Consider the following 20,385-nt stretch of genomic DNA (forward strand, 5'->3'; position numbering starts at 1 on the left):
GGATCCATGAGAACAGCTCGGCTCACCGTCGCGATGGCGGGTGTGGTGGTTCTGGCCGTGAGCGCCTGCGGGACGGCCGGCTCGTCCGGGCCGGACCGGACCGCGAACCAGAAACTGGCCGACGGCAAGACGTTCACCCTCGCGCTGCCTTCGGACCCGGGGTCGCTGGACCCGGCCATGACCGTCCTTTCGGTCACCCGCCAGCTCGACCAGTTCCTCTACGACGGACTGGTCACGATCGACACCACCGGCAAGCCGGTCGCGGGCCTCGCGCAGAAGTGGGAGGCCACCACGACCACGGCGTCCTTCACCCTGCGCCGCGGCGTCACCTGCGCCGACGGCACCCCGCTGACCGCGCGCGACGTGGCCGCGAACATCAACTTCGTGGGCGACCCGGCGAACAAGTCACCGATCGCGGGGGTCACGGTCAAGCCGGGCACGAAGGCGGTCGGCGACGACGGTGCCGGGACGGTCACGGTCACCAGCGGTTCGCCGGACTCGTTCCTGCTCCGCAACGTCGGCAGTGTGCCGATCGTCTGCGCCAAGGGGCTGGCCGACCGGTCCACCCTGGCCAAGGGGCAGCAGGGCACCGGCATGTTCACCGTCACCGAAATCGTGCCGAACGACCACTACACGCTCACCCGGCGCAAGGACTACACCTGGGGTCCCGGCCAGTGGCCGGCCAGCCAGCCCGGGCTGCCCGACAAGGTGGTCGCCCGGGTCATCCAGAACATGACCACCACCTCGAACCTGTTGCTGTCCGGGGAAGTCAACGCCGGTTCGATCACCGGGCAGGACATCCGGCGGCTGAGCGCGCAGCGGCTGTTCCACGCCGACACCACCAACATGATCGGCGAGCTGTTCTTCAACCAGGCGCCCGGCCGGCCCGGCGTCGACCCGGCCGTGCGCCGGGCCTTGGTGCAGGCGCTCGACCTCGGCCAGATCGCCAAGGTGCTGAACAGCGGCGCCGGCGTGCCCGTCAAGGGCCTGGTCACCGGGGAGCCGCTGGCCTGCCCCGGCGATTCGGTCAGCGGGAAGCTGCCCGGCTTCGACGCGGCCGCCGCCAAGACCGCGCTCGACGCCGCGGGCTGGCGGCCCGGCGCGGACGGCGTGCGGGTCAAGGACGGCAAGCGGCTCGCGCTCACCGCCGCCTACGGCACGCAGATCGGCCCGACCATGGCCCCGGCCGCCGAGCTGGTCCAGCAGTCCTTGAAGGGCATCGGCGCCGACGTCACGCTCAAGGCGGTCGACAGCCCCGGGCTGAGCCGGCTGCTGTTCGACACCGGGGACTGGGACCTTTCGCTGGCCCCGCTGGGGCTCACGCTGCCCAGCCAGCTGGTGCCGTTCGTGACCGGCCCGCTGCCCCCGGGAGGCACCAACTTCGCGCACGTCCAGAACGCGCAGTACGAATCCCTCGTCGCCAAGGCGGCTTCGGCAGCCGGGGACGCCGGCTGCCCGAGCTGGCTGTCGGCCGAATCCGCGCTCTTCGCTCAACTGGACGTGGTGCCGTTCGCGAACACGGTGGTGCCGACCTTCGGTGCCAACGCGCGGTTCGCGATGAACCAGGGCGCCATCCAGCCCTCGACGATCCGGATGTACTCCTGATGACCGAAACTGCCGTCGCCACGGCGGTTTCCGGGCCGCGGGCCGGGCCCTGGCTGTCGTTCGGGCTGCGCCGCCTGGGCCGGTTCGCCGTCTCGGTGTGGGTGCTGGTCACCATGGCGTTCCTGATGATCCAGCTGATCCCGGGCGACCCGGTCCGCGCGGCGCTCGGCCTGACCGCCCCGGTCGAGCTGGTGAACGCGCGCCGCGCCGCGCTCGGCCTCGACCACCCGTTGTGGATGCAGTACCTCGATTACCTCGGCGGGCTGGTGCGGGGCGACTTCGGCACGTCGATGCTGAGCGGGGTGCCGGTGGCGCAGGTGATCGGCGACCGGCTGCCCGCGACGCTGGAACTGGCGGTGCCCGCGTTCGTGGTGGTCGTCGTCGTGGCGATCCCGCTCGGGCTGCTGTTCGCGATGCTGACCCGCGGCGGCCGGCGCCGCGGCAGCGAATTGGCGTTCACCTCGACCACGGTGCTGTTCGCCGCCATCCCGGAGTTCCTGGTCGCGGTGGCGCTGGTGGCGTTTTTCGCGGTCCGGCTCGGCTGGTTCCCGGTGGCCGGGAGCGAGGGGACGGGCTCGCTGGTGCTGCCGGTGATCGCGCTCGCGCTCGGCCCGGCGTCGGTCCTCTCGCGCATCGTGCGGGTGGAGACGCTTTCCGTGCTGGGCAACGACTTCATCCGCACCGCCCGGGCGAAGCGGCTGCCCGCCCGGCTGATCTACGCGCGGCACGCGCTGCCGAACGCGCTGACCGCGACGCTGACCCTCGGCGGGATGATGCTGACCGGGATGGTCGCGGGCACCGTGCTGGTGGAGAACGTGTTCGCCTGGCCGGGGCTCGGCTCGACGATCGCGCAGTCGATCCTGCAGAAGGACTACCCGCTGGTGCAGGGCATCGTGCTGATCTACGGCGTCGGCGTGCTGCTGGTGAACCTGCTGGTCGACGTGCTGCTGGCCGTGCTCGACCCGCGTTCGACGATCCGGGAGGGCTGATGAACCGGCGCGCGACGGTGCCAGCCGTCACCGATCCGACGGCCATCCTCGGCGAAACGGGTGGCGGCGAGCAGGCCCCGCGTCCGCCTGCTTCCGGCCGGATCGGCAACTGGCTCGCGGCCCTGCGCACCCCGCTGGGCGCGTTTTCGGCCGCCCTGCTGGTTTTGGTGCTCGTGCTCGCGGTGCTGGCCCCGGTCCTGTGGTCCGGCGACGCGTCCGCGGTGGACACGAACGCGATCAGCCAGGGCCCGTCGGCGGCGCACTGGGCCGGCACCGACGAACTCGGCCGCGACATCCTCTACCGCGTCCTCGTGGCGACGCGGCTGTCGATCGTGCTGGCCCTGCTCGCGATGGTGCTCGGCGTGGTGGCCGGGCTGGTGCTCGGCACGCTGCCCTCGGTGCTGCCCCGCCCGCTCGGCCGGCTGTTGATCGCCGCGGTGAACATCGCGGTCGCGTTCCCGGGGCTGCTGCTGGTGTTGTTCTTCTCGGTCATCTTCGGGGTGGGCACGCGGGGCGCGGTGCTGGCGGTCGGTTTCGCGCTGGCGCCGGCGTTCGCGCGGCTGGCGCAGACGATGGCCGCTTCGGTCGCCGGCCGTGATTTCGTGGCCGCCGCGCGGGTCGCCGGGGCCGGCCGGATCCGGTTGCTGTTCCGGCATATCCTGCCCAACATCGCGGAGCCGCTGGTGGTCAACGCCACCATCGGCGCCGGGAGCGCGCTGCTCGCGTTCTCCGGGCTGTCGTTCCTCGGGATCGGCGTGCAGGCGCCCGACTACGACTGGGGCCGGCTGCTCGGCGAGGGGCTCAACGGGATCTACCTCAACCCGGTGGCGGCGCTCGCGCCCGGCGTCGCCGTGGTGCTGGCCGGCCTCGCGTTCAACCTGGCCGGCGAGACGGTCGCCGGGGTGGTCGGCGTGCGGACCCGCGCCCGTCGGCTCAGGCCGGCGCCGGTGGTCGTGCGGCGCGAGGACACCCCGGCGGAGCACGAAGACGCCGTGCTGGTGGTGGAAAACCTGCAGGTCGCGTTCCCCGGCCCGGCCGGGTGGACGGTGCCGGTGCGGGGCGTGAGCTTCAGCGTCGGCGCGGGTGAGGCGGTCGGCGTCGTCGGGGAGTCCGGTTCGGGCAAGAGCCTGACGGGGCTCGCGGTGGCCCGGCTGATCGAGGCCCCCGGCGTGGTCACGGCGGACCGGCTGGAGTTCGCCGGCCGCCCGGTGCTGACGACGCCGGAGCGCGAGCTGCGCGGACTGCTCGGCACGTCGCTGGCCATGGTGTTCCAGGACCCGATGACCTCGTTCAACCCGGCCCGGCGGATCGGCCGTCAGCTCGCGGAGGTTTCCGAACAGCACCAAGGGCTTTCGCGCGCCGACGCGTTCGCCCGGGCCGTCGACCGGTTGCGCGCGGTGCGGATCCCGGCGGCGCGGCGGCGGGCCCGGCAGTACCCGCACGAGTTCTCCGGCGGGATGCGCCAGCGCGCGATGATCGGCATGGGCCTGATGGGCGACCCGCGGCTGATCATCGCCGACGAGCCCACCACGGCCCTGGACGTCACCGTGCAGCGGCAGCTGCTGCGCCTCCTGGCGCGGACCCGGGCCGAACGGGGCACCGCGATCGTGCTGATCAGCCACGACATCGCGGTCGTTTCCCAGACCTGCGAACGGATCCTGGTCATGTACGGCGGACGGGTGGTGGAAGACCTGCCGTCCGGCACCGGCGTGACCCCGCGCCATCCGTACACCCGCGCCCTGCTGGCCACGACGCTGGACCTCGAGACCGACACCGCCGAGGCGCTCCCGGTGATCCCCGGTCGCCCACCGGAACCGGGTCGCATGCCGTCGGGCTGTGCGTTCGCTGCTCGCTGCCCTGCGGTGAGTGAGCGGTGTCGTACTGAGGACCCGGTGTTGGAGCGGGTGAGCCCGGCGCATCGGGTGGCTTGCTGGTATCCGGATGGCTCGCCGGTTTCCCCGCCGGTGAAGCAAACCGTGACCGCCGGAGGTGCGGAATGACCGAGCTCGTCTTCGACGCCGTGAGCGTGCGGTACGGCGGCCGGCGCGGCCTGACCGCGGTCGACCAGACCAGCCTCACCGTCCCGTCCGGACAGGTCGTCGGCCTGGTCGGGGAATCGGGCTCGGGGAAGTCGACGCTCGCTCGCGCGGCGGTCGGGCTGGCCCCGGTCAGTTCAGGCCAGGTGCGGCTCGGCGGGGTGGACGTGCGGCGGCTGCCGCGGCGGCGGCCGTTGCAGATGGTGTTCCAGGATCCGTATTCCTCTTTGGACCCGCGGATGAGCGTCGGCGAGTCGATTGCCGAGGCGATCGGCCGGGACGTGCTGACCGGCCGGGCCGCGCGGCGGGCCGAGGTGGCGCGGCTGCTGGAACTGGTCAACCTCGACCCGGACCGGGCCGGGCAGCGGCCCGGGCAGCTCTCCGGCGGGCAGCGTCAGCGCGTGGCCCTGGCCCGGGCGCTGGCGGGGCGGCCGGAGGTGCTGATCGCGGACGAGATCACCTCCGCCCTCGACGTCTCGGTGCAGGGCGCGGTGCTCAACCTGGTGCGGTCCGTGCAGCGGCAGCTCGGCCTGTCGATGCTGTTCATCTCGCACAACCTCGCCGTGGTGCGCTACGTCAGCGACCTGGTCGCCGTGATGTACCTGGGCCGTATCGTCGAGGCCGGGCCCGCGGAGCAGGTGCTCACCGAGCCGCGGCATCCCTACACCCGCGATCTGCTCGCCGCGGCGCCGTCGGCCCACCGGTCCCTGTTCGACGTCGGCGCGGACGAGCCGGGCGAGATCGCCGACGCGGAGCCCGCCGACCCGCACCACCCGCCCGGCGGCTGCCGTTACCACACCCGTTGCCCGGTCGGCCCGCTCGTGCGGGACGACCGCCAGCTCTGCCTCCGGGCGGACCCGGCCGAGGACGCGGCCCACCGGCCGCACTCCGCGGCCTGCCACTTCAGCGAGGATCAGTCCCACCCGACCGCGATCTCCCGAGGAGCCAGCGCATGACCCGACGTCTGGGCATCGAAGACCTGTACGACCTCGCCGTCCCCAGCCAGCCCGCGTTGTCGCCGGACGGCAGCCGGATCGTCTACGTGCTGCGGACCGCCGACCGCGAGGGCGACCGGAACACCGACACACTGTGGGAGGTCGGCTCCCGCTCCGGCGAGGCCCGGCAGCTCACGCGGGGGACCGCGGACGCGGCGCCGGCCTGGGCGCCGGACGGCACCCGGATCGCCTTCCTGCGCGCCGAAGACGCGCCGCCGCAGGTGTGGCTCCTGCCGGCCGCCGGCGGCGAGGCCGAGCCGGTCACGAAGCTCCCGCTCGGCGCGGGCGCCCCGGTGTGGAGCCCGGACGGGAGCAAGATCGCGTTCGCGGCGGCGGTCGACCTGACCGCCGAGGACGGCGCGCCCGCGACGGAGGCCCCGGTGGTGGCCGACCGGCTGGACTTCAAGGCCGACGGGGCCGGGCTGCTCAAGACCGTGCGCAAGCACCTGCACGTCCTGGACGTCGAAACCGGTGAGGTCCGTCAGGTCACCTTCGGCGACTGGCACGCGGGCGACCCCGCCTGGTCGCCCGACGGCACCCAGCTGGCGTTCTCCGCGGCCCGGGACCACGACTCCGACCTCACTTTCCGTTCGGGGGCTTACGTTCTCGACGTGACCGCGCGGATCGCCGAGCCGCGGCTGGTCGGTTCCGGTGAGGGGATGGCCGGCCCGGTCGGCTGGACCGCGGACGGCGAGGCGCTGCTGGTCGTCGGCCGGACCGACACCGCGGTCGGCCACCTCGGGCTGCTACGGGTGCCACTGGACGGCGGCGAAGCGGTCGACCTGGCCGCTTCCCTCGACCGCAACGTGATGTCCGGCGGCCCCGGCTACCCGGGCGCGCTCCCGCAGCTGGCCGGTGACACCGTGGTGTTCGCCATCCGTGACCGTGGCTGCACTCATCTGTACAAAGTGGACCTTACCGGTGGCGCTCCGCGTGCGGTGTTGACGGGCGACGGTCACGTGGTGTCCGGAATGGACATCGCGGGCGGCACGATCGCCGCTGTGCTGGCCACGGACACGTCGTTCGGCGAGGTCGTGGTGCTTGACCCGGAGGGCGGCCCGGTCGACGTGCGCACCAGCCACGGCGCGGCACTGTCCGAAGTGGACCTATTCGTCCGCGAGGAGCGGGAATTCACCATCGGCGACGGCACGGTCGTGTCCGGCTGGCTGGTGCGCGACCCCGAGCGGACCGGTTCGCTGCCGTTGCTGCTCGACATCCACGGCGGCCCGCACAACGCCTGGAACGGCGCGGCCGACTCCGCGCACCTGTACCACCAGGTGCTGGCGGCGCGCGGCTGGGCGGTGCTGATCCTCAACCCGAGGGGCAGCGACGGCTACGGCGAGGCGTTCTACACCGCCGCGGTCGGCTCCTGGGGCGTGGCCGACGCCGCCGACTTCCTCGAGCCGCTCGACCAGCTGGTGGCCGAGGGCCTGGCCGATCCGGACCGGCTCGCCGTCACGGGGTACAGCTACGGCGGGTTCATGACCTGCTACCTGACCAGCCGGGACGACCGGTTCGCCGCCGCCGTCGCCGGTGGGGTGGTCAGCGACCTGACGAGCATGGCGGGCACCTCGGACGCCGGGCACTACCTCGGTGTCCAGGAGGTGGGCACGCACCCGTGGGAGCACGAGTACGCGCAGTTCTCGCCGTTGACCGAGGTTTCGAAGGTGCGGACGCCGACGCTGATCGTGCACGGCGGGGCCGACGAGCGCTGCCCGGTCGGGCAGGCCGAGCAGTGGTTCACCGCCCTGCGCGAGCGCGGCGTGCCGTCCCGGCTGGTGCTGTACCCCGGCGGCGCGCACCTGTTCATCCTCGACGGCCCGCCCTCGCACCGCGCCGACTACAACCGGCGCGTCGTCGAGTGGGTGGAGCAGTACGCGCCCGCGGCGGACGGCGTTTCGCGGGTGCCGATCGAGGCCGCGCACTGGCGCCGCCGCCTGGCGGAGCTGTCGCGCAAGTACCGCGTTCCCGGTGCGGTGCTGGGGATTCTGCGGGTCGGCACCGGCGAGGAGGTGCACGCGAGCCACGGGGTGCTGAACAAGGCGACCGGCGTCGAGGTCACCGAGGACTCGCTGTTCCAGATCGGCTCGATCTCCAAGTTGTGGACCTCGACCGTGGTGCTGCGGCTGGTCGACGAGGGGCTGCTGGAGCTGGACGCGCCGATCGCCGACGTGCTGCCGGAGCTGCGGCTGGGCGACCCGGACGTGGCCAAGCAGGTGACCATGCGGCACCTGCTGACCCACACCAGCGGGATCGACGGCGACGTCTTCACCGACACCGGCCGCGGTGACGACTGCGTCGAGCGTTACGTCGAGCTGCTCGGCGAGACCGCGCAGAACCACCCGCTCGGTGCGACTTTCTCGTACTGCAACGCGGGTTTCGTGCTGATGGGCCGGGTGGTCGAGAAGCTCACCGGGCTGAGCTGGGACGCCGCGATGCGGGCGAAGCTGTTCGCCCCGCTCGGGCTGACGCACACCGTCACGCTCCCGGAGGAGGCCCTGCTGTTCCGGGCGGCCGTCGGGCACGCCGCAGTGGGCGACGCCGAGCCGGAGCCGGTGCCGACCTGGCAGCTGCCGCGGTCGATGGGCCCGGCCGGGCTGATCTCGGCCCGGGCCGCGGACGTGCTCGCGTTCGCGCGCCTGCACCTGTCCGGCGGCCTGACCGTGGACGGCGACCGGATCCTCACGGCGGAATCCGCCGCCGCGATGACCGAGAAGCAGGTCGACCTGCCCGACCGCCACACGATCGGCGACTCGTGGGGCCTCGGCTGGATCCGCGACGACTGGAACGGCCGCCGGATCATCGGCCACGACGGCAACACGATCGGCCAGTCGGCGTTCCTGCGGCTGCTGCCGGACCAGGGACTCGCGGTCACCCTGCTCACCAACGGCGGCAACGCGCACGACCTGTATGTGGAGCTGTACCGGGAGATCTTCGCCGAACTGGCGGGGGTGACCATGCCGTCGCCGCTCTCGCCGCCGTCGGTCCCGGTCACTGTCGACGCGACGCGTCACCTCGGTGTTTACGAACGGGCCGGCTCGGTGACCGAGGTGCTGGCAGGGGAGAGCGGGCTGCGGCTGAGGAACACGGTTACCGGGCCCTTGGCGGAGCTGATGCCGGAGAAGACCCAGGAATTCGACCTGGTGCCGGTTACGGACACACTGTTTGTCTTTCGCTCGCCGGGTGCGGCGAACTGGACGCCGGTCGTGTTCTACACCTTGCCGACTGGTGAGCCGTACGTGCATTACGGCGTCCGGGCGACGCCGAAGGTGTCCTGACTGTCACCGGGCGCTGCGCAGGTCGTCGATGCGCGGCGCCCGGCTGCGAGGTGAGTCCAAACTGGACATCCGGACATCACCGAGTTGTTCCTGGACAAAGGTTTCGGCGCGGGAGACCGCCTCCTTGAGAGCCGCGTCCACACGGCCGAAAGCCAGCCAGGCGATCTCGCCCGCCTCCGGGTCGTACTCCCACAGCCCGGCGATCCGGCCCCGGTCGACGATGACCGGGCAAGGCGGGTCGGGCTCGTCGGCGAGGGTGCGGCTCTTGCTGCCGGGGGAGGGCCGACCCGCGTCCGACGGGTCGAGGAGACGGCTCAGCTCACGGTGCAGCAGGTGGATTCCGTCGATTCCGGCGACCAGCGCGTACGCGGGTTCGCGCGGTACGGTGAAGTCCTCGAAGGCGTCGGCCAGGTCGGGTGGCAGCAGTAGCCCGGTTTCGCCGACCGCGAGCAGGCCGAGGGGCTTGACCGCCTTCTTCGCGGCCGCCGCGGTCAGCCCGGAGAACCATCGGAAGTGCTTCAGCGAAGCCGGCGCCGCCCAGTCGAAGTACCGTTTCGCGAGTTCCGTGCGCGCCGTGTCCGGATCGGGCCCGCCGTGGGCGAGCGGCGACGGCGACCAGAGGACGTAGCCGAACCGCTGCTCGTCGAGCCGGCCGTGCACCGGGACCCGGCGGATTTGGCCCCGGGCCTGGAGGAGGCCGAGGGCGAGCGGGAGAGTGGTCGTCTGTCCGCGTTTACGGCCCTCGTCGCCGAGATGGCGGACGGCGTCGCCCACGGCGGTCTTGAGCGCGGCGACGTCGAGTGGCGCGGCTCCGAGTGAGGCCAGGACGGCGTCGTTCAAGCGGTCGATTTCCCCGGTCGTCACGCCGAGGTGCTTGACCGCCGCCGCCAGTTCGCCTTCCGGCGCCCCGGATCCCACGGCCAGCCCGAGCGCGAAGTCCGCTTTCGGCAGGACGTACGTGCAGCCGCGGGCCGACGGCAGTTCGTGCACCTCCTGGTCCGCGACCGCCCGGTCGACCGTTTCACGGTCGAGACCGGCGCGGGCGAAGAAGCCAAGATGCGGGTTCGAGCCGCCGACCGAACGGGCCCAGCCGGTACGGGTCAGCACCTCCGCGGGGCCGGTCAGCGAGCCGTCCAGGGCCTGGCGGCGGAACCACCACGCGCGCAGCTTCTCGAGCGGGACTTCGGCAGCCATGGCGGCATTATGGCTCCCGGTGCGCCCGACCCGCCGGATGTGGTCGGATGGCGGGGACGAGGAGGTGCGGACGATGAGCGACGAGGCAGGCGAGGCCCGGCTGCTGGTGATCGACGACGAGCCGTTCCTGCGGGACGCGGTCGCCGCCTCGCTGCGGTTCCTCGGCTTCGACGTGACCACCGGGGAGACCGGCGCCCAGGCGCTCAGCCTGATCCGGGACCGGCCGTTCGACCTGGTGGTGCTGGACGTCATGCTGCCGGACACCGACGGTTTCGAGGTCGTCCGCCGGCTGCGCCGGGACGGGCACCGGGTGCCGGTGATCTTCCTGACCGCCAAGGACACCCAGGCCGACAAGGTCACCGGGCTGACCCTCGGCGGCGACGACTACCTGACCAAGCCGTTCGGGCTGGAGGAGCTGGCCGCGCGCATCCGCTCGGTGCTGCGCCGCTCGCGCCCGCCCGAGACCGGGCCGCTGCTCACGTTCGCCGACCTGGAGCTGGACCAGGACACCTACGAGGTGCGCCGCGCCGGCCACCAGCTGGACCTCTCGCCGACGGAGTTCCGGCTGCTGCGCTACCTGATGCTCAACCCGGGCCGGGTGCTGACCCGCGCCCAGCTGCTGGACCACGTGTGGGACTACGACTTCGGCGGCACCAGCACGGTGGTGTCCACCTATATCGCGTACCTGCGGCGCAAGCTGGCGCAGTTCGGCACCGACCTGATCCACACGCAGCGCGGCGTCGGCTACAGCCTGCGGACGCCCCGCCCCGGCGACGCGGCGGCGACTGATGAGTCTTAAGCGGCTGGTGCGCGGCCGGCTTCGGCTGCGAGTGCTCGTCCCGGTGGTGTCGGTGACGCTGGTGGCGCTGGTCGCGTTCGACGTCGCCGCGGTCACCGCGCTGCGCAGCTACCTGATGTCCCAGACCGACACCTCGCTGGCCACCGCCGCGCAGGCCGTGCGGCCCCAGCTCGACCAGCTGCCGCCCGGGCCGGAGCTGCCGCCCGGCGCGGACGTGATGCACCACCCGGACGCGATCGGCCGGTGGATCGACACCCACCACTTCCTGGTGGGGATGTACAGCATGCTCTACATCCCGCTGATCAACGGCGTCCCGGACTTCCGCGGCGCGGTCGCCAACGAGGACGGCCCGCCGACCCCGGTCGTCGACGACCACGCGCCCAACGTGCCGGTGAACCTGTCCGACCTGGTCGTGAACGAGCGGACGCAGGACACCGTTTCGGCCCTCGGCGACCCGCTGCGTTCGATCGCCCTGCGCGGACCGAACGGGACTCTGGTGATCAGCACCAGCCTGCTCGACGCGGACCGGATCGTCGACCGGATGCGGCTGATCGTGGCCCTGGGTTCGGCCGCCGCCGTGTTGCTCATCGGCCTGGCCGTGTTCTGGTTGCTGCGGCGCGGGTTTCGCCCGATCGAAACGATGGCCGCGCAGGCCGACCGGATCACCGCCGGCGACCTCACCGACCGTGTCACCCCGCAGGACCCGAGCGGCGAGGTGGGCCGGCTCGGCGCGGCGCTGAACGGGATGCTGGCGCGCATCGAGGCGTCGGTGCAGGAGCGGGAGGCCGGGCAGGAGCTGATGCGCCGGTTCTTCGCCGACGCCAGCCACGAGCTGCGCACCCCGCTGGCCTCCCTGCGCGCGAACGCCGAGCTGTACCAGCAGGGCGCCCTGCCCGAACGCGCCCAGGTCGACGAGGTGATGGGCCGCATCGCGCTGGAGTCCCGGCGGATGAGCGGCCTGGTGGACGACATGCTCCGGCTGGCCCGCCTGGACCAGCACCCGGACCAGCAGCGCGAGCCGGTGGACCTGAGCGAGCTGGTGACCGCCCGCGTCGAGGAGGCGCGGGTGGCCGCGCCCGGGCACGAGTGGCACACCGAGATCGCCGACGGCGTGGTCGTGACCGGTGACGAGGAACTGCTGCGCCGCTCGGTGGACAACCTGCTGGCGAACGTCCGCGCCCACACGCCGGACGGCACCTCGGCCACGGTCGCGCTGCGCGACCACGGCGACAGCGAACACGGCGAGACGGTCGAGATCGAGGTCGCCGACAACGGCCCCGGCGTGCCGCCTGAACACCTGCCGCGCATCTTCGATCGGTTCTACCGCGCGGACACCGCCGCGCGCAGCCGGGGCTCCGGCCTCGGCCTGGCCATCGTGACCCAGATCGCCACCGTCCACAATGGATCGGTGACGGCGGGGGCGAACGAGCCGCACGGGCTGTGGGTGCGGCTGAGCCTGCCGGTGGCACTCACACGGGATTCACACGATTCTCGCGCGGAGTTCTGAAGTCCGGTCGACAGGCTGGCGCTGTGTCCGCACCAGCGCCGACTGCCCCGGCGGTATCCGCTCCCGAAGCGAAAGCCGCGCTGAGACCCAGGCTGGACCCCGTACTCCTCGTCCCCGCCCTGGTCACCCTGCTGAGCGCGGTCTGGGACCTGGCCACGCCCTCCTACTACGGCGACGAAGCGGCCACCCTCGACGCGGACGCGCGCTCGATCCCGGCGCTGCTGCGCCTGCTGACCAACGTCGACGCCGTGCACGGCGCCTACTACCTGCTCATGTGGCCGATCGTGCACACGTTCGGGATCGGCGAGGTCGTGGTGCGGCTGCCGTCGGCGCTGGCCATGGCGGCCGCGGCGGCGGGAGTCGCCGCGCTGGGGCGGCGGCTGCATTCGCCGCGCGCCGGGCTGCTCGCCGGGCTCGTGTTCGCGGTCTTACCGCAGGTCAGCCGGTACGGGCAGGAGGGCCGCTCGTACGCGTTGGTGCTCGCCTTCGCGGTGCTCGCGAGCTACCTGCTGGTGCGCGCGACCGACGAGTCACGGCGCCGATTCTGGCTCCGTTACGGCGGCGCGGTCGCCATGCTGGGTGTGCTCAACGTGTTCGGCCTGCTGCTGCTCGCCGGGCACGCGGTTTTCCTGCTGGCCCGCCACCGCCCGTTGCTGCGCCGCTGGCTGATCACGGCCGGGCTCGGCTGCCTGCCCGCGCTGCCGGTGGTCGGGCTGGCCTGGCGGGAGCGCGACCAGCTCGGCTGGCTGAGCGCTCCGGGCGCGTCCGCCCCGGGTGACCTCGCCCTGTGGCTGGCGGGGTCGATCGGCTCGCTGGTGCTGGTGAGTCTCCTGATCGGGCTCGGGCTGCGGTCGCGGGCCGGCTCGGCGACGGCCTGGCTCACGCTGACTTGGCTGATCGTGCCGCCGGCGCTGCTGCTGTCCGCAGCCGCGGTCGCCCTGCCGGTGTACGTGCCGCGTTACGTCGCCTACTGCCTGCCCGCGCTGGCGCTGCCGGTCGGGGTCGGGCTGGCCGGGATCACCTTCGCGCCGCGGGTGATCGCGCTCGTGCTCATCGCCGTCCTCGGCCTGCCGACCCAGTTCGCGCAACGCCAGCCGGACGGCCACGGCGACAACGCCCGCGCCGTCGCGGCCGTGCTCACCCAGCACGAGCAGCCCGGCGACGGCGTGCTGTACCACTGCCTGAACTGCCACTATCCGGACATGCCCAGGGAATTCGCCTTCGCCTACCCGGCCGCCTTCGCCCCGCTCGACGACCTCGCCCTGGCCGAGTCGCCCAGCGCGTCGGGCACCCTGCGCGGCACGACGACCGACCAGGCCACGCTCGATCGCCGGATCGAAGGCGCGCGCCGGGTGTGGCTGATCGAGACGGGCGGCAAGAATCTGCCCGGCCCGCTGGCCGGCCGCGGCCTGCACCTGGCCGCGGTCTACCCGGCGGACAACGTCACCGTCGCCCTCTACGAGCACTGAACGCCGCGGCCCGAAACAACCCCAATGTGGCGTTGGTTGCTCCAGCCCTGCCCCACCACCACCCTCAACGGAGGCGCTCCGCGCCCAGCCCTGATTCCACGCAACCAACGCCACATTGGGGCGGATGCGACCGGGTCAGAGAGTGAATTCGGTGCCGTCCAACGGCAATTCGGCCCCGGCGTCGAGGATCGCCTTGTGTTCCGGGCCGGACGGGTCGAGGGCGGGGTTGGTGTTGTTGAGGTGGGTGTACGCCCAGCGTGGGCCTGGTTCGGCGATGGCCGGCAGCGTGGTGGTGATCGGGAGGTGCCCCATCGACCGTTGCGCGGCCTGATCCGGATGCGCGGTGGCCTGGGCGAACTCGGCGGGGCTGTGGAAGGTGCCGTCGAGCAGCACGAGGGTGGCGTCCTGGGTGAAGGCGTCGAAGCCGAGCGGCCAGGTGCGCAGGCACGGCGCGTAGACGAGGGTGCCGCCGGTCGCCGGGTCGCGGATGCGGTAGGCGATGACCCAGGGGCCGGGATGGGCGGAGCTCCGGGCGTACTTCGGCTGTTTGCGGCTGACCGGGAGAACACTGACTTCGAGCCCGTCGAGCGTGATCTCGTTGGCGGGCAACCAGTTCCAGGTGCGGTAGCCGTTGATGATCGTCCGGGCGGGGAAGTGGTCGGTCAGCGCGTGCAGCGCGGCTTCGGGCGCGTGCACGGTGAGGTCGTCCGCTTCCCGGAGCATGAGCAGGCCGAGGGTGTGGTCGAGTTCGGCGTCGGTGAGCAGGACGCTGCGCAACGGCGTGTCCCGCGGCCCGGGGCCGGCGCGCAAGACGGGGGTGGCCAGGATTTGCGCGCGGATGTCGGGGGAGGCGTTCAGCAGGTGCCAGGCGTGCCCGTCCGCGCTGAAGGCGACGCTGTCCTGGGTCCGGGCCGGGGCCGTCGAGGTGCAATGGCGGCAGGCGCAGTTCCATTGCGGGAAGCCGCCGCCGGCCGCGGTGCCGAGCAGGATCACCTTCATCGGACGGGACCCCGCATGAGAAGTTCCGGCGCCGCCGGGGCGTCGAGGATGAGGTCGACGAGCCCGCGCTGAGGCGAGCGGGAGCAGACCGGGTCGGTGCTCGCCGCGTCGCCGGTGAGCTGGAACGCCTGGCATCGGCAGCCGCCGAAGTCGGTGCCGCGACGGTCGCAGCTGCGGCAGGTTTCGCTCATCCAATCCTCGCCACGGTAAGCGTTGAACGACGAGGAGCGGTACCAGATGTCGGCCAGCGGGGTGTCGCGGACGTTTTCGAGGTCGAGAGTGGTGATGGCGGTGGCCGCGGGGCACGGCAGCACGGTGCCGTCGGGGGAGATGGTCAGCTGACGCGCGCCCCAGCCGTGCATGCAGGGCTTCGGGAACGGCTCGTAGTAGTCGGCGACGACGTAGATCACCTCCATCGTGCCGCGAAGCCGTTCGATCGCCGCGCGCACCACGGGCTCGGCCGCGTTGAGCTGTTCGCGCGTGGGCATCAGGGCTTCGCGGTTGCGCAGCGCCCAGCCGTAGTACTGGGTGTTGGCCAGTTCGAGCCGGTCCGCGCCGAGGGCTTCGGCCAGCTCGATGATGCCGGCGAGTTCGTCGTGATTGTGCCGGTGCAGCACCACGTTCACGGTCAGCGGCAGCCCGGCCGCCTTCACCAGCGCGGCCGCGGCCAGCTTCCGGTCGAACGCCTTCGCCCCGGCCAGCCGGTTCGCCCGGTCGCGGGTCGCGGCCTGGGCCGACAGCTGCACGTGCGCCAGCCCGCGCGCGGCCAGCTCGGCGAGGCGCGCCTCGGTCAGCCCGAGCCCGGAGGTGACCAGGTTGACGTAACAGCCGAGGCCGTTCGCGTGCCCGACCAGCTGCGGCAGATCCGGCCGGGCGAGCGGTTCGCCGCCGGACAGGTGGACTTGCAGCACGCCGAGCGCCCGCGCCTGCGAAAGCGCGTCCAGCCACTCCGCTGTGGACATCTCCTCGTCCCGGGCCGTCAACTCCAACGGATTCGAGCAGTACGCGCAGTGCAACGGGCACCGGTGCGTCAATTCGGCCAGCAATCCCAAGGGAGCCGTCACGCCCATGCCACTACCCGCCTCTGTCCGAACCGGCCCAAGATGTTTACGACGTCCGCCTCGCGTACGCCGAGGAAGCGCTTTCCCAGCTTCGCCACGATCTCCGCGACCGGGCTGGTGCCGTCGCACAGTTCCAGCACCGCGGTCGCGGTCGCGTTCGGCACCAGCACGCCTTCGGGGAACAGCAGCACGTGGATACCGCGTACTTCGTCGAAAGTCAGCCGCACGCCGGTGCGCAGGCGCGGCACGGACGCGGCGGTGAGGGTGTCCACCTGTCACTCCTTCGCCGCGGCGCGCTCGATGGCGTCCAGCATCGACCACAGGACGTCGCATTTGAACGACAGCGCGGAAACCGCTTTCTCCTGCTGCTCCCGGGTCACGCAGTGGCGCACGACGAGGTCCAACGTGTCCTGGCCCTCGCCGGAGACCTTGTCGATCCGGTTGGTGAAGTAGGCCAGGTCGTCGCGGGCGATCCACGGGTAACCGGCCAGCACGTCCGTCACCCGGCGCTGCATCAGGTGCCCGGCGAACATCTCGGTGAGCCCGGAGGCGATCGCCTCCACCCACGGCTTGGTGCGGGCGAAGGCGACGTACGCGTCCACGGCGAACCGCACGCCCGGGGCGACGTGCCGCTCGTCGACGACCTCCTCGCGGGTGAGCCCGACCGCGGCGCACAAACGCAGCCAACGCTCGATGCCGCCTTCCCCTTCGGCGGACCCGTCGTGATAGACGATCCGGTCGAGCCACTGCCGCCGGACCTCCGGCACCGGGCAGTTGCTGATGATGGCCGCGTCCTTTTGCGGCAGCAGGCACTGGTAGTACCAGCGGTTGGCGGCCCACAGTTTCAGCTCGTGCTCGGTCAGCTCACCCGCGTGCATCCGCTGGTGGAACGGATGGGTCCCCCAATAGCGATGCGAAAGACCGCGTAACGCGGCGGTGAACTCCGCCGGGCTCATCGTCGGGTGCATCGCCGGGTACATCGCAGTCGGGTGCACAGTGGACATTCACGGCCTCCGGTTCTCGCTGAGCGGTACGGTTTCCCGGGGGGAACGGGGCCGCGGCTCGCCGGGCCCCGTTCCGGCGGGTCACTCCATCCGCGCCGCGTAGGCGGTGACCTCCATCGGGGTCTCGTACTCGACGAAGTCGGGCGCGGTCCACTGCTCGACGGGCTCGTTCATGCGGGAACCTCACTAACCTTGCCGGTGATGCACCATTCAGCGGGGCATTCGATCCCGGGTCGAACCGGGCCACCTTAAAAGCCCGCGGCCGCCGTTCGCCAGCCTTCGGCGGGGATTTCCCGCCGAGTTCGTAAAGATTCCTTCCGATGGCGGATCAGGGGGGCGCTCTCTGGATCGTTACACCGGGCGTCAGAGCTGCCGGGGAAAGTATCTAATATATGAGACAAGACATCCGATCACTCTTGACGGCCTGTTCCACGGGGGAGTAGACCTCTCGGTGGAGGGCGAACCACTCTCCCAGCGGCCCGCTCCCGGCGCGGGCGCCCCTGATCCGGCCGGGATGCCGACGGACGGCGGATCGGCATCCCGGCCGCCTTTTCTCGTTCACCCACCAGGAAAGGACAACCCTATGCCCGAATTTCCCGGGGCCGTGTCCCGGCGAGCGGTACTGGCCGGGGCGGCGGGGGCGGTGGGCGCCCTCGCCCTGCCCGGCGCCGCGGCCTGGGCGGCCAGCGGGTCGGCGGCCGCGCCGAAGGACTGGTCGCGCGCGGTCATCGACTCCACGATGAAGCGCTACACCCCGGCGTCGATCGGCGGCTGGAGTTATCCGCTCGGCCTGTACTTCTACGGGCAGTACCTGTGCTACCAGCGCACCCGGGAGCGCAAGTACCTCGACTACATCATCGCCTGGTACGACCGCTTCATCACCGAGGACGGCATCTCCAACAGCTTCACCAGCCTGGACTCGATGCGCGCGTGCCAGCTGCTCCCGCTGCTGTACACCGAAACCGGCCGCGCCAAGTACCAGAAGGCGGCCGGCCAGCTGCGCAAGCGCTTCGAAAGCTACCCTCGCACGAGCGACGGCGGCATGTGGCACGCGCTCAGCCGCGAGCACCAACTGTGGGGCGACGGCGTCTACATGGCACAGCCGTTCCTCGCGCTGTACGGCAAGGTCTTCCACGATCCGCAGTACAGCTTCGAGGAGTCGGCGAAGAACCTGGACGTCTACTTCTCCCACCTGAAGGAGCCGGCGAAGGGCCTGATCTACCACGCCTACGACGAGAGCGGCACCCAGCCGTGGGCCACCGGGCCGGGCAAGCACTCGTCCTACCACTGGGCGCGGGCGATCGGCTGGTTCGGCATGGCCGCGATCGACATCCTCGAGGTGCTGCCGGCCGGGCACCCGCGCCGCGCCGACCTGATCGGCATCGTCCGCTTCCTGGCCGAGGGCTACCAGCGTTACCAGGACCAGGCCACCGGCCGCTGGTACCAGGTCGTGGACCGCGGCGGGGACAGCAAGAACTGGCTGGAGACCTCGGCGTCGTCGATGTACGCCTTCACGCTTTCCCGGGGGGTCCAGCGCGGTTACCTGCCCGCGTCCTACGGCGCGGTCGCCCAGCGTGGCTACGCGGGGGTGCTGCAGAAGGTCTCGGTCGGCTCGGACGGGCTCACCGTGCTCGCCGACATCTGCGAGGGCACCAACGTCGGCGACCTCGATTTCTACTACGGCCGCAAACGGCTCACCAACGACTTCCACGGCCTCGGTGCGTTCCTCATCATGAACGAGCAGTTCACCACTTGAGCTACTGCACTGAAGCGGGCCCCTTCCCACCACGGGAAGGGGCCCGCTTCTCTGTGCGGGGTCAGCAGGTGGCGGACGAGTCCGTCGCGTTCACCCGGAGGTCGCCGCCGGTGCTGGTCTTGCCCGAGAGGCAGTAGCCCTGCACCGACTGGAAGCCGACGTCGAACGGGCTCTTCGCGCCTTTTTGGACGGTCAGGTCCCGGAACGTGATGTCCGAGCTGTGGTTGACGATCGCGGCCGGGCGGCCGTCGTCCTTGCCGAACTTCAGGGAGCTGCCGGCGAACGTGATGCCGTCGGCGTAGCGCAGGTACCAGCCGTACGACGGGCGGGTGCCGATGCTGTTCGGGTTGTAGTCGGTGGCTTTGTTGCCCGGCACGTCGGTGGACATGGTGCCGTTGCCGCCGGGGACGGTGAGGTTGACGTCCGTGAAGGTCACGTTGTGCACCTCGTGGGTGGCGTCGGCACCCCAGAGGGTCGGGGAGAACGAGCCGCTGCCGGTGTAGCTGCCGGTGACGTGGTCGAAGGTGATGCCACTGATCGAGCCGACGCCCGGGTTTCCGCCACAGCGTTTCCGGCTGCCGATTTTCATCATCACCGGGGAATAGGTGCCGGACATGGCGATGTTCCGGTAATGCACGTCGGAGATCTTCGCCCCGTCCATCGAGACGATGCCGATGCCGGATTTGTGCGCGCCGGTGATGGTGATGCCGTCGAAGGAATAGCCGGTGAAATCACCACAGGTTTCGGAACCGAACATCAGCGCGTTGCAGCAATTGGCCTGGAGCTGACCGCCGGTCACTTTGACGTTGCCGTTCGGCAGCTTCCTGCCCAGCGCATAATCGCTCTTGAACACGAGCGCGTCGTCGTTGGAGCTGATGTGCGGGTTGGTGATGGTGACGCCGGTGGTGCTGATGATGTTCCAGCCGTCGCGGTCGCCCGAGGTCGCGATGGTGAGATTGTCCGAGGTCACGCCGGTGCAGCCGTTGATCAGCGCGGCGAAGTGCCCGCCCCGCTTGAGGGTGATGCCGGACAGCGTGAGCCCGGAGCAGCGGGTGAGCGAGATGATCTTGTCGGCCTGCCCGGACTTCGGGTTGCCGGTGATGAGGTGCCCGCCGCCGTCGATGGTGCCGGAGCCGGTGAACCCGATGCCGGTGAGGCCGTCGCCGGAGAACATGGCGTCGTGGAAGTGGCTGTGGCCGTAGTCCTGGTACTGGTCGTACGGGTTGGCTTCGGCCTGGTCGTAGGAGTTCCCGCTGGCGCCGGTGATGGTCGAGCCGGCGTCCAGCTGGATCGTCACGTGGCTCTTGAGGTGCACTGTGTGCGCGGATTTGTAGGTGCCGGAGGGGACCTCCACGATGCCGCCGCCCGCTGCGGACGCGGCGGTGACGGCCTTGTCGAAGGCCGCGGAATCGTCGGTCGAGCCGTTGCCCTTGGCCCCGTAGTCACGCACGTTGAAGGTGGCACCCGGCGCGCTTTCCTGGGCTGGGGTCATAGCACCTGGTGCCGCGGCCGAGGCAGTCGCCCCGGTAACCGCGAGCCCCGCTACCGCGAGTGTGATCAGCCCGCCGCGCAGCAATCCTCCACGCAGCAGTCGTCTGCCCGCCAGTGCGCGCAGGCCGGTTTTCGTCGATATCTTCGAAGCATTCACTGAGACCGCCTTGTCCGTCAAAAATATCGGGATTGTCGGACGGCG

The 20,385-nt window shown here is 71.4% G+C and carries 16 protein-coding genes; 9 read left to right on the forward strand and 7 right to left on the reverse strand.

Annotated features, from left to right (window positions below; genetic code table 11):
• Positions 1 to 6: 6 nt before the first annotated feature.
• From OG371_RS35685 to OG371_RS35705, 5 genes are read left to right on the forward strand one after another with little or no spacing between them, the layout of a single operon-like run.
• Positions 7 to 1,605: an ABC transporter substrate-binding protein gene (locus tag OG371_RS35685; protein WP_329060064.1), complete on the forward strand. Its 1,599-nt coding sequence runs from the start codon at positions 7 to 9 to the stop codon at positions 1,603 to 1,605.
• Positions 1,605 to 2,594, forward strand: a complete 990-nt coding sequence (locus tag OG371_RS35690; RefSeq protein ID WP_329060065.1) for an ABC transporter permease — start codon at positions 1,605 to 1,607, stop codon at positions 2,592 to 2,594. The genes OG371_RS35685 and OG371_RS35690 overlap by 1 nt, the downstream gene beginning before the upstream one ends.
• Positions 2,594 to 4,594 carry a dipeptide/oligopeptide/nickel ABC transporter permease/ATP-binding protein gene (locus OG371_RS35695; RefSeq protein WP_329060066.1) on the forward strand — a complete coding sequence of 667 codons (2,001 nt, stop codon included), beginning with the start codon at positions 2,594 to 2,596 and terminating at the stop codon, positions 4,592 to 4,594. The genes OG371_RS35690 and OG371_RS35695 overlap by 1 nt, the downstream gene beginning before the upstream one ends.
• On the forward strand, positions 4,591 to 5,586 hold the full coding sequence (locus OG371_RS35700; protein ID WP_329060067.1) for an ABC transporter ATP-binding protein: 996 nt from the start codon (positions 4,591 to 4,593) through the stop codon (positions 5,584 to 5,586). Before OG371_RS35695 ends, OG371_RS35700 begins: the two co-directional genes overlap by 4 nt.
• Positions 5,583 to 8,903 carry a serine hydrolase gene (locus OG371_RS35705; protein WP_329060068.1) on the forward strand — a complete coding sequence of 1,107 codons (3,321 nt, stop codon included), beginning with the start codon at positions 5,583 to 5,585 and terminating at the stop codon, positions 8,901 to 8,903. The genes OG371_RS35700 and OG371_RS35705 overlap by 4 nt, the downstream gene beginning before the upstream one ends.
• Before the next feature lie 3 nt (positions 8,904 to 8,906).
• On the opposite strand, the gene OG371_RS35710 is transcribed toward OG371_RS35705, so the two are convergent.
• Positions 8,907 to 10,097 (reverse strand): DNA glycosylase AlkZ-like family protein, encoded by a 1,191-nt coding sequence (locus tag OG371_RS35710; protein ID WP_329060069.1) that lies wholly within the window; start codon positions 10,095 to 10,097, stop codon positions 8,907 to 8,909.
• Positions 10,098 to 10,170: 73 nt separating this feature from the next.
• Here OG371_RS35710 and OG371_RS35715 point away from each other — a divergent pair, with 73 nt between their 5' ends.
• Genes OG371_RS35715 through OG371_RS35725 form a run of 3 tightly spaced genes read left to right on the forward strand, consistent with a single transcriptional unit; the run spans position 10,171 to position 13,872 of the window.
• Positions 10,171 to 10,896 carry a response regulator transcription factor gene (locus tag OG371_RS35715; protein ID WP_329060070.1) on the forward strand — a complete coding sequence of 242 codons (726 nt, stop codon included), beginning with the start codon at positions 10,171 to 10,173 and terminating at the stop codon, positions 10,894 to 10,896.
• Entirely contained in the window at positions 10,886 to 12,403 is a 1,518-nt protein-coding gene (locus OG371_RS35720) for a sensor histidine kinase (RefSeq protein ID WP_329060071.1), read from the forward strand. The genes OG371_RS35715 and OG371_RS35720 overlap by 11 nt, the downstream gene beginning before the upstream one ends.
• A 23-nt stretch (positions 12,404 to 12,426) precedes the next feature.
• A complete protein-coding gene (locus OG371_RS35725; RefSeq protein WP_329060072.1) occupies positions 12,427 to 13,872 on the forward strand; it encodes a glycosyltransferase family 39 protein in 1,446 nt (481 codons plus the stop codon).
• 135 nt (positions 13,873 to 14,007) lie between these two features.
• Here the strand turns inward: OG371_RS35725 and pqqB are convergent, their stop codons facing one another.
• From pqqB to pqqA, 5 genes are all read right to left on the reverse strand, one after another.
• Entirely contained in the window at positions 14,008 to 14,871 is an 864-nt protein-coding gene (gene pqqB / locus OG371_RS35730; RefSeq protein ID WP_329060073.1) for a pyrroloquinoline quinone biosynthesis protein PqqB, read from the reverse strand.
• The gene (gene pqqE, locus OG371_RS35735) at positions 14,868 to 15,941 is read right to left on the reverse strand and encodes a pyrroloquinoline quinone biosynthesis protein PqqE (protein WP_329060074.1); all 1,074 of its coding nucleotides are present in this window, start codon (positions 15,939 to 15,941) and stop codon (positions 14,868 to 14,870) included. The genes pqqB and pqqE overlap by 4 nt, the downstream gene beginning before the upstream one ends.
• Positions 15,932 to 16,204, reverse strand: a complete 273-nt coding sequence (gene pqqD, locus OG371_RS35740; RefSeq protein WP_329060075.1) for a pyrroloquinoline quinone biosynthesis peptide chaperone PqqD — start codon at positions 16,202 to 16,204, stop codon at positions 15,932 to 15,934. Before pqqD ends, pqqE begins: the two co-directional genes overlap by 10 nt.
• Positions 16,205 to 16,207: 3 nt before the next feature.
• Positions 16,208 to 16,888 carry a pyrroloquinoline-quinone synthase PqqC gene (gene pqqC, locus OG371_RS35745; protein ID WP_329073367.1) on the reverse strand — a complete coding sequence of 227 codons (681 nt, stop codon included), beginning with the start codon at positions 16,886 to 16,888 and terminating at the stop codon, positions 16,208 to 16,210.
• A 129-nt stretch (positions 16,889 to 17,017) separates the two neighbouring features.
• Positions 17,018 to 17,110: a pyrroloquinoline quinone precursor peptide PqqA gene (gene pqqA, locus OG371_RS35750; protein ID WP_329060076.1), complete on the reverse strand. Its 93-nt coding sequence runs from the start codon at positions 17,108 to 17,110 to the stop codon at positions 17,018 to 17,020.
• Positions 17,111 to 17,519: 409 nt separating this feature from the next.
• Between pqqA and OG371_RS35755 the strand changes: the two genes are divergently transcribed.
• On the forward strand, positions 17,520 to 18,692 hold the full coding sequence (locus OG371_RS35755) for a glycoside hydrolase family 88/105 protein (RefSeq protein ID WP_329060077.1): 1,173 nt from the start codon (positions 17,520 to 17,522) through the stop codon (positions 18,690 to 18,692).
• A gap of 61 nt (positions 18,693 to 18,753) precedes the next feature.
• On the opposite strand, the gene OG371_RS35760 is transcribed toward OG371_RS35755, so the two are convergent.
• Positions 18,754 to 20,184 (reverse strand): glycoside hydrolase family 28 protein, encoded by a 1,431-nt coding sequence (locus OG371_RS35760; RefSeq protein WP_329060078.1) that lies wholly within the window; start codon positions 20,182 to 20,184, stop codon positions 18,754 to 18,756.
• Positions 20,185 to 20,385: the final 201 nt, after the last annotated feature.

This window comes from Amycolatopsis sp. NBC_01480, from assembly GCF_036227205.1.
Classification (GTDB): Bacteria; Actinomycetota; Actinomycetes; order Mycobacteriales; family Pseudonocardiaceae; genus Amycolatopsis.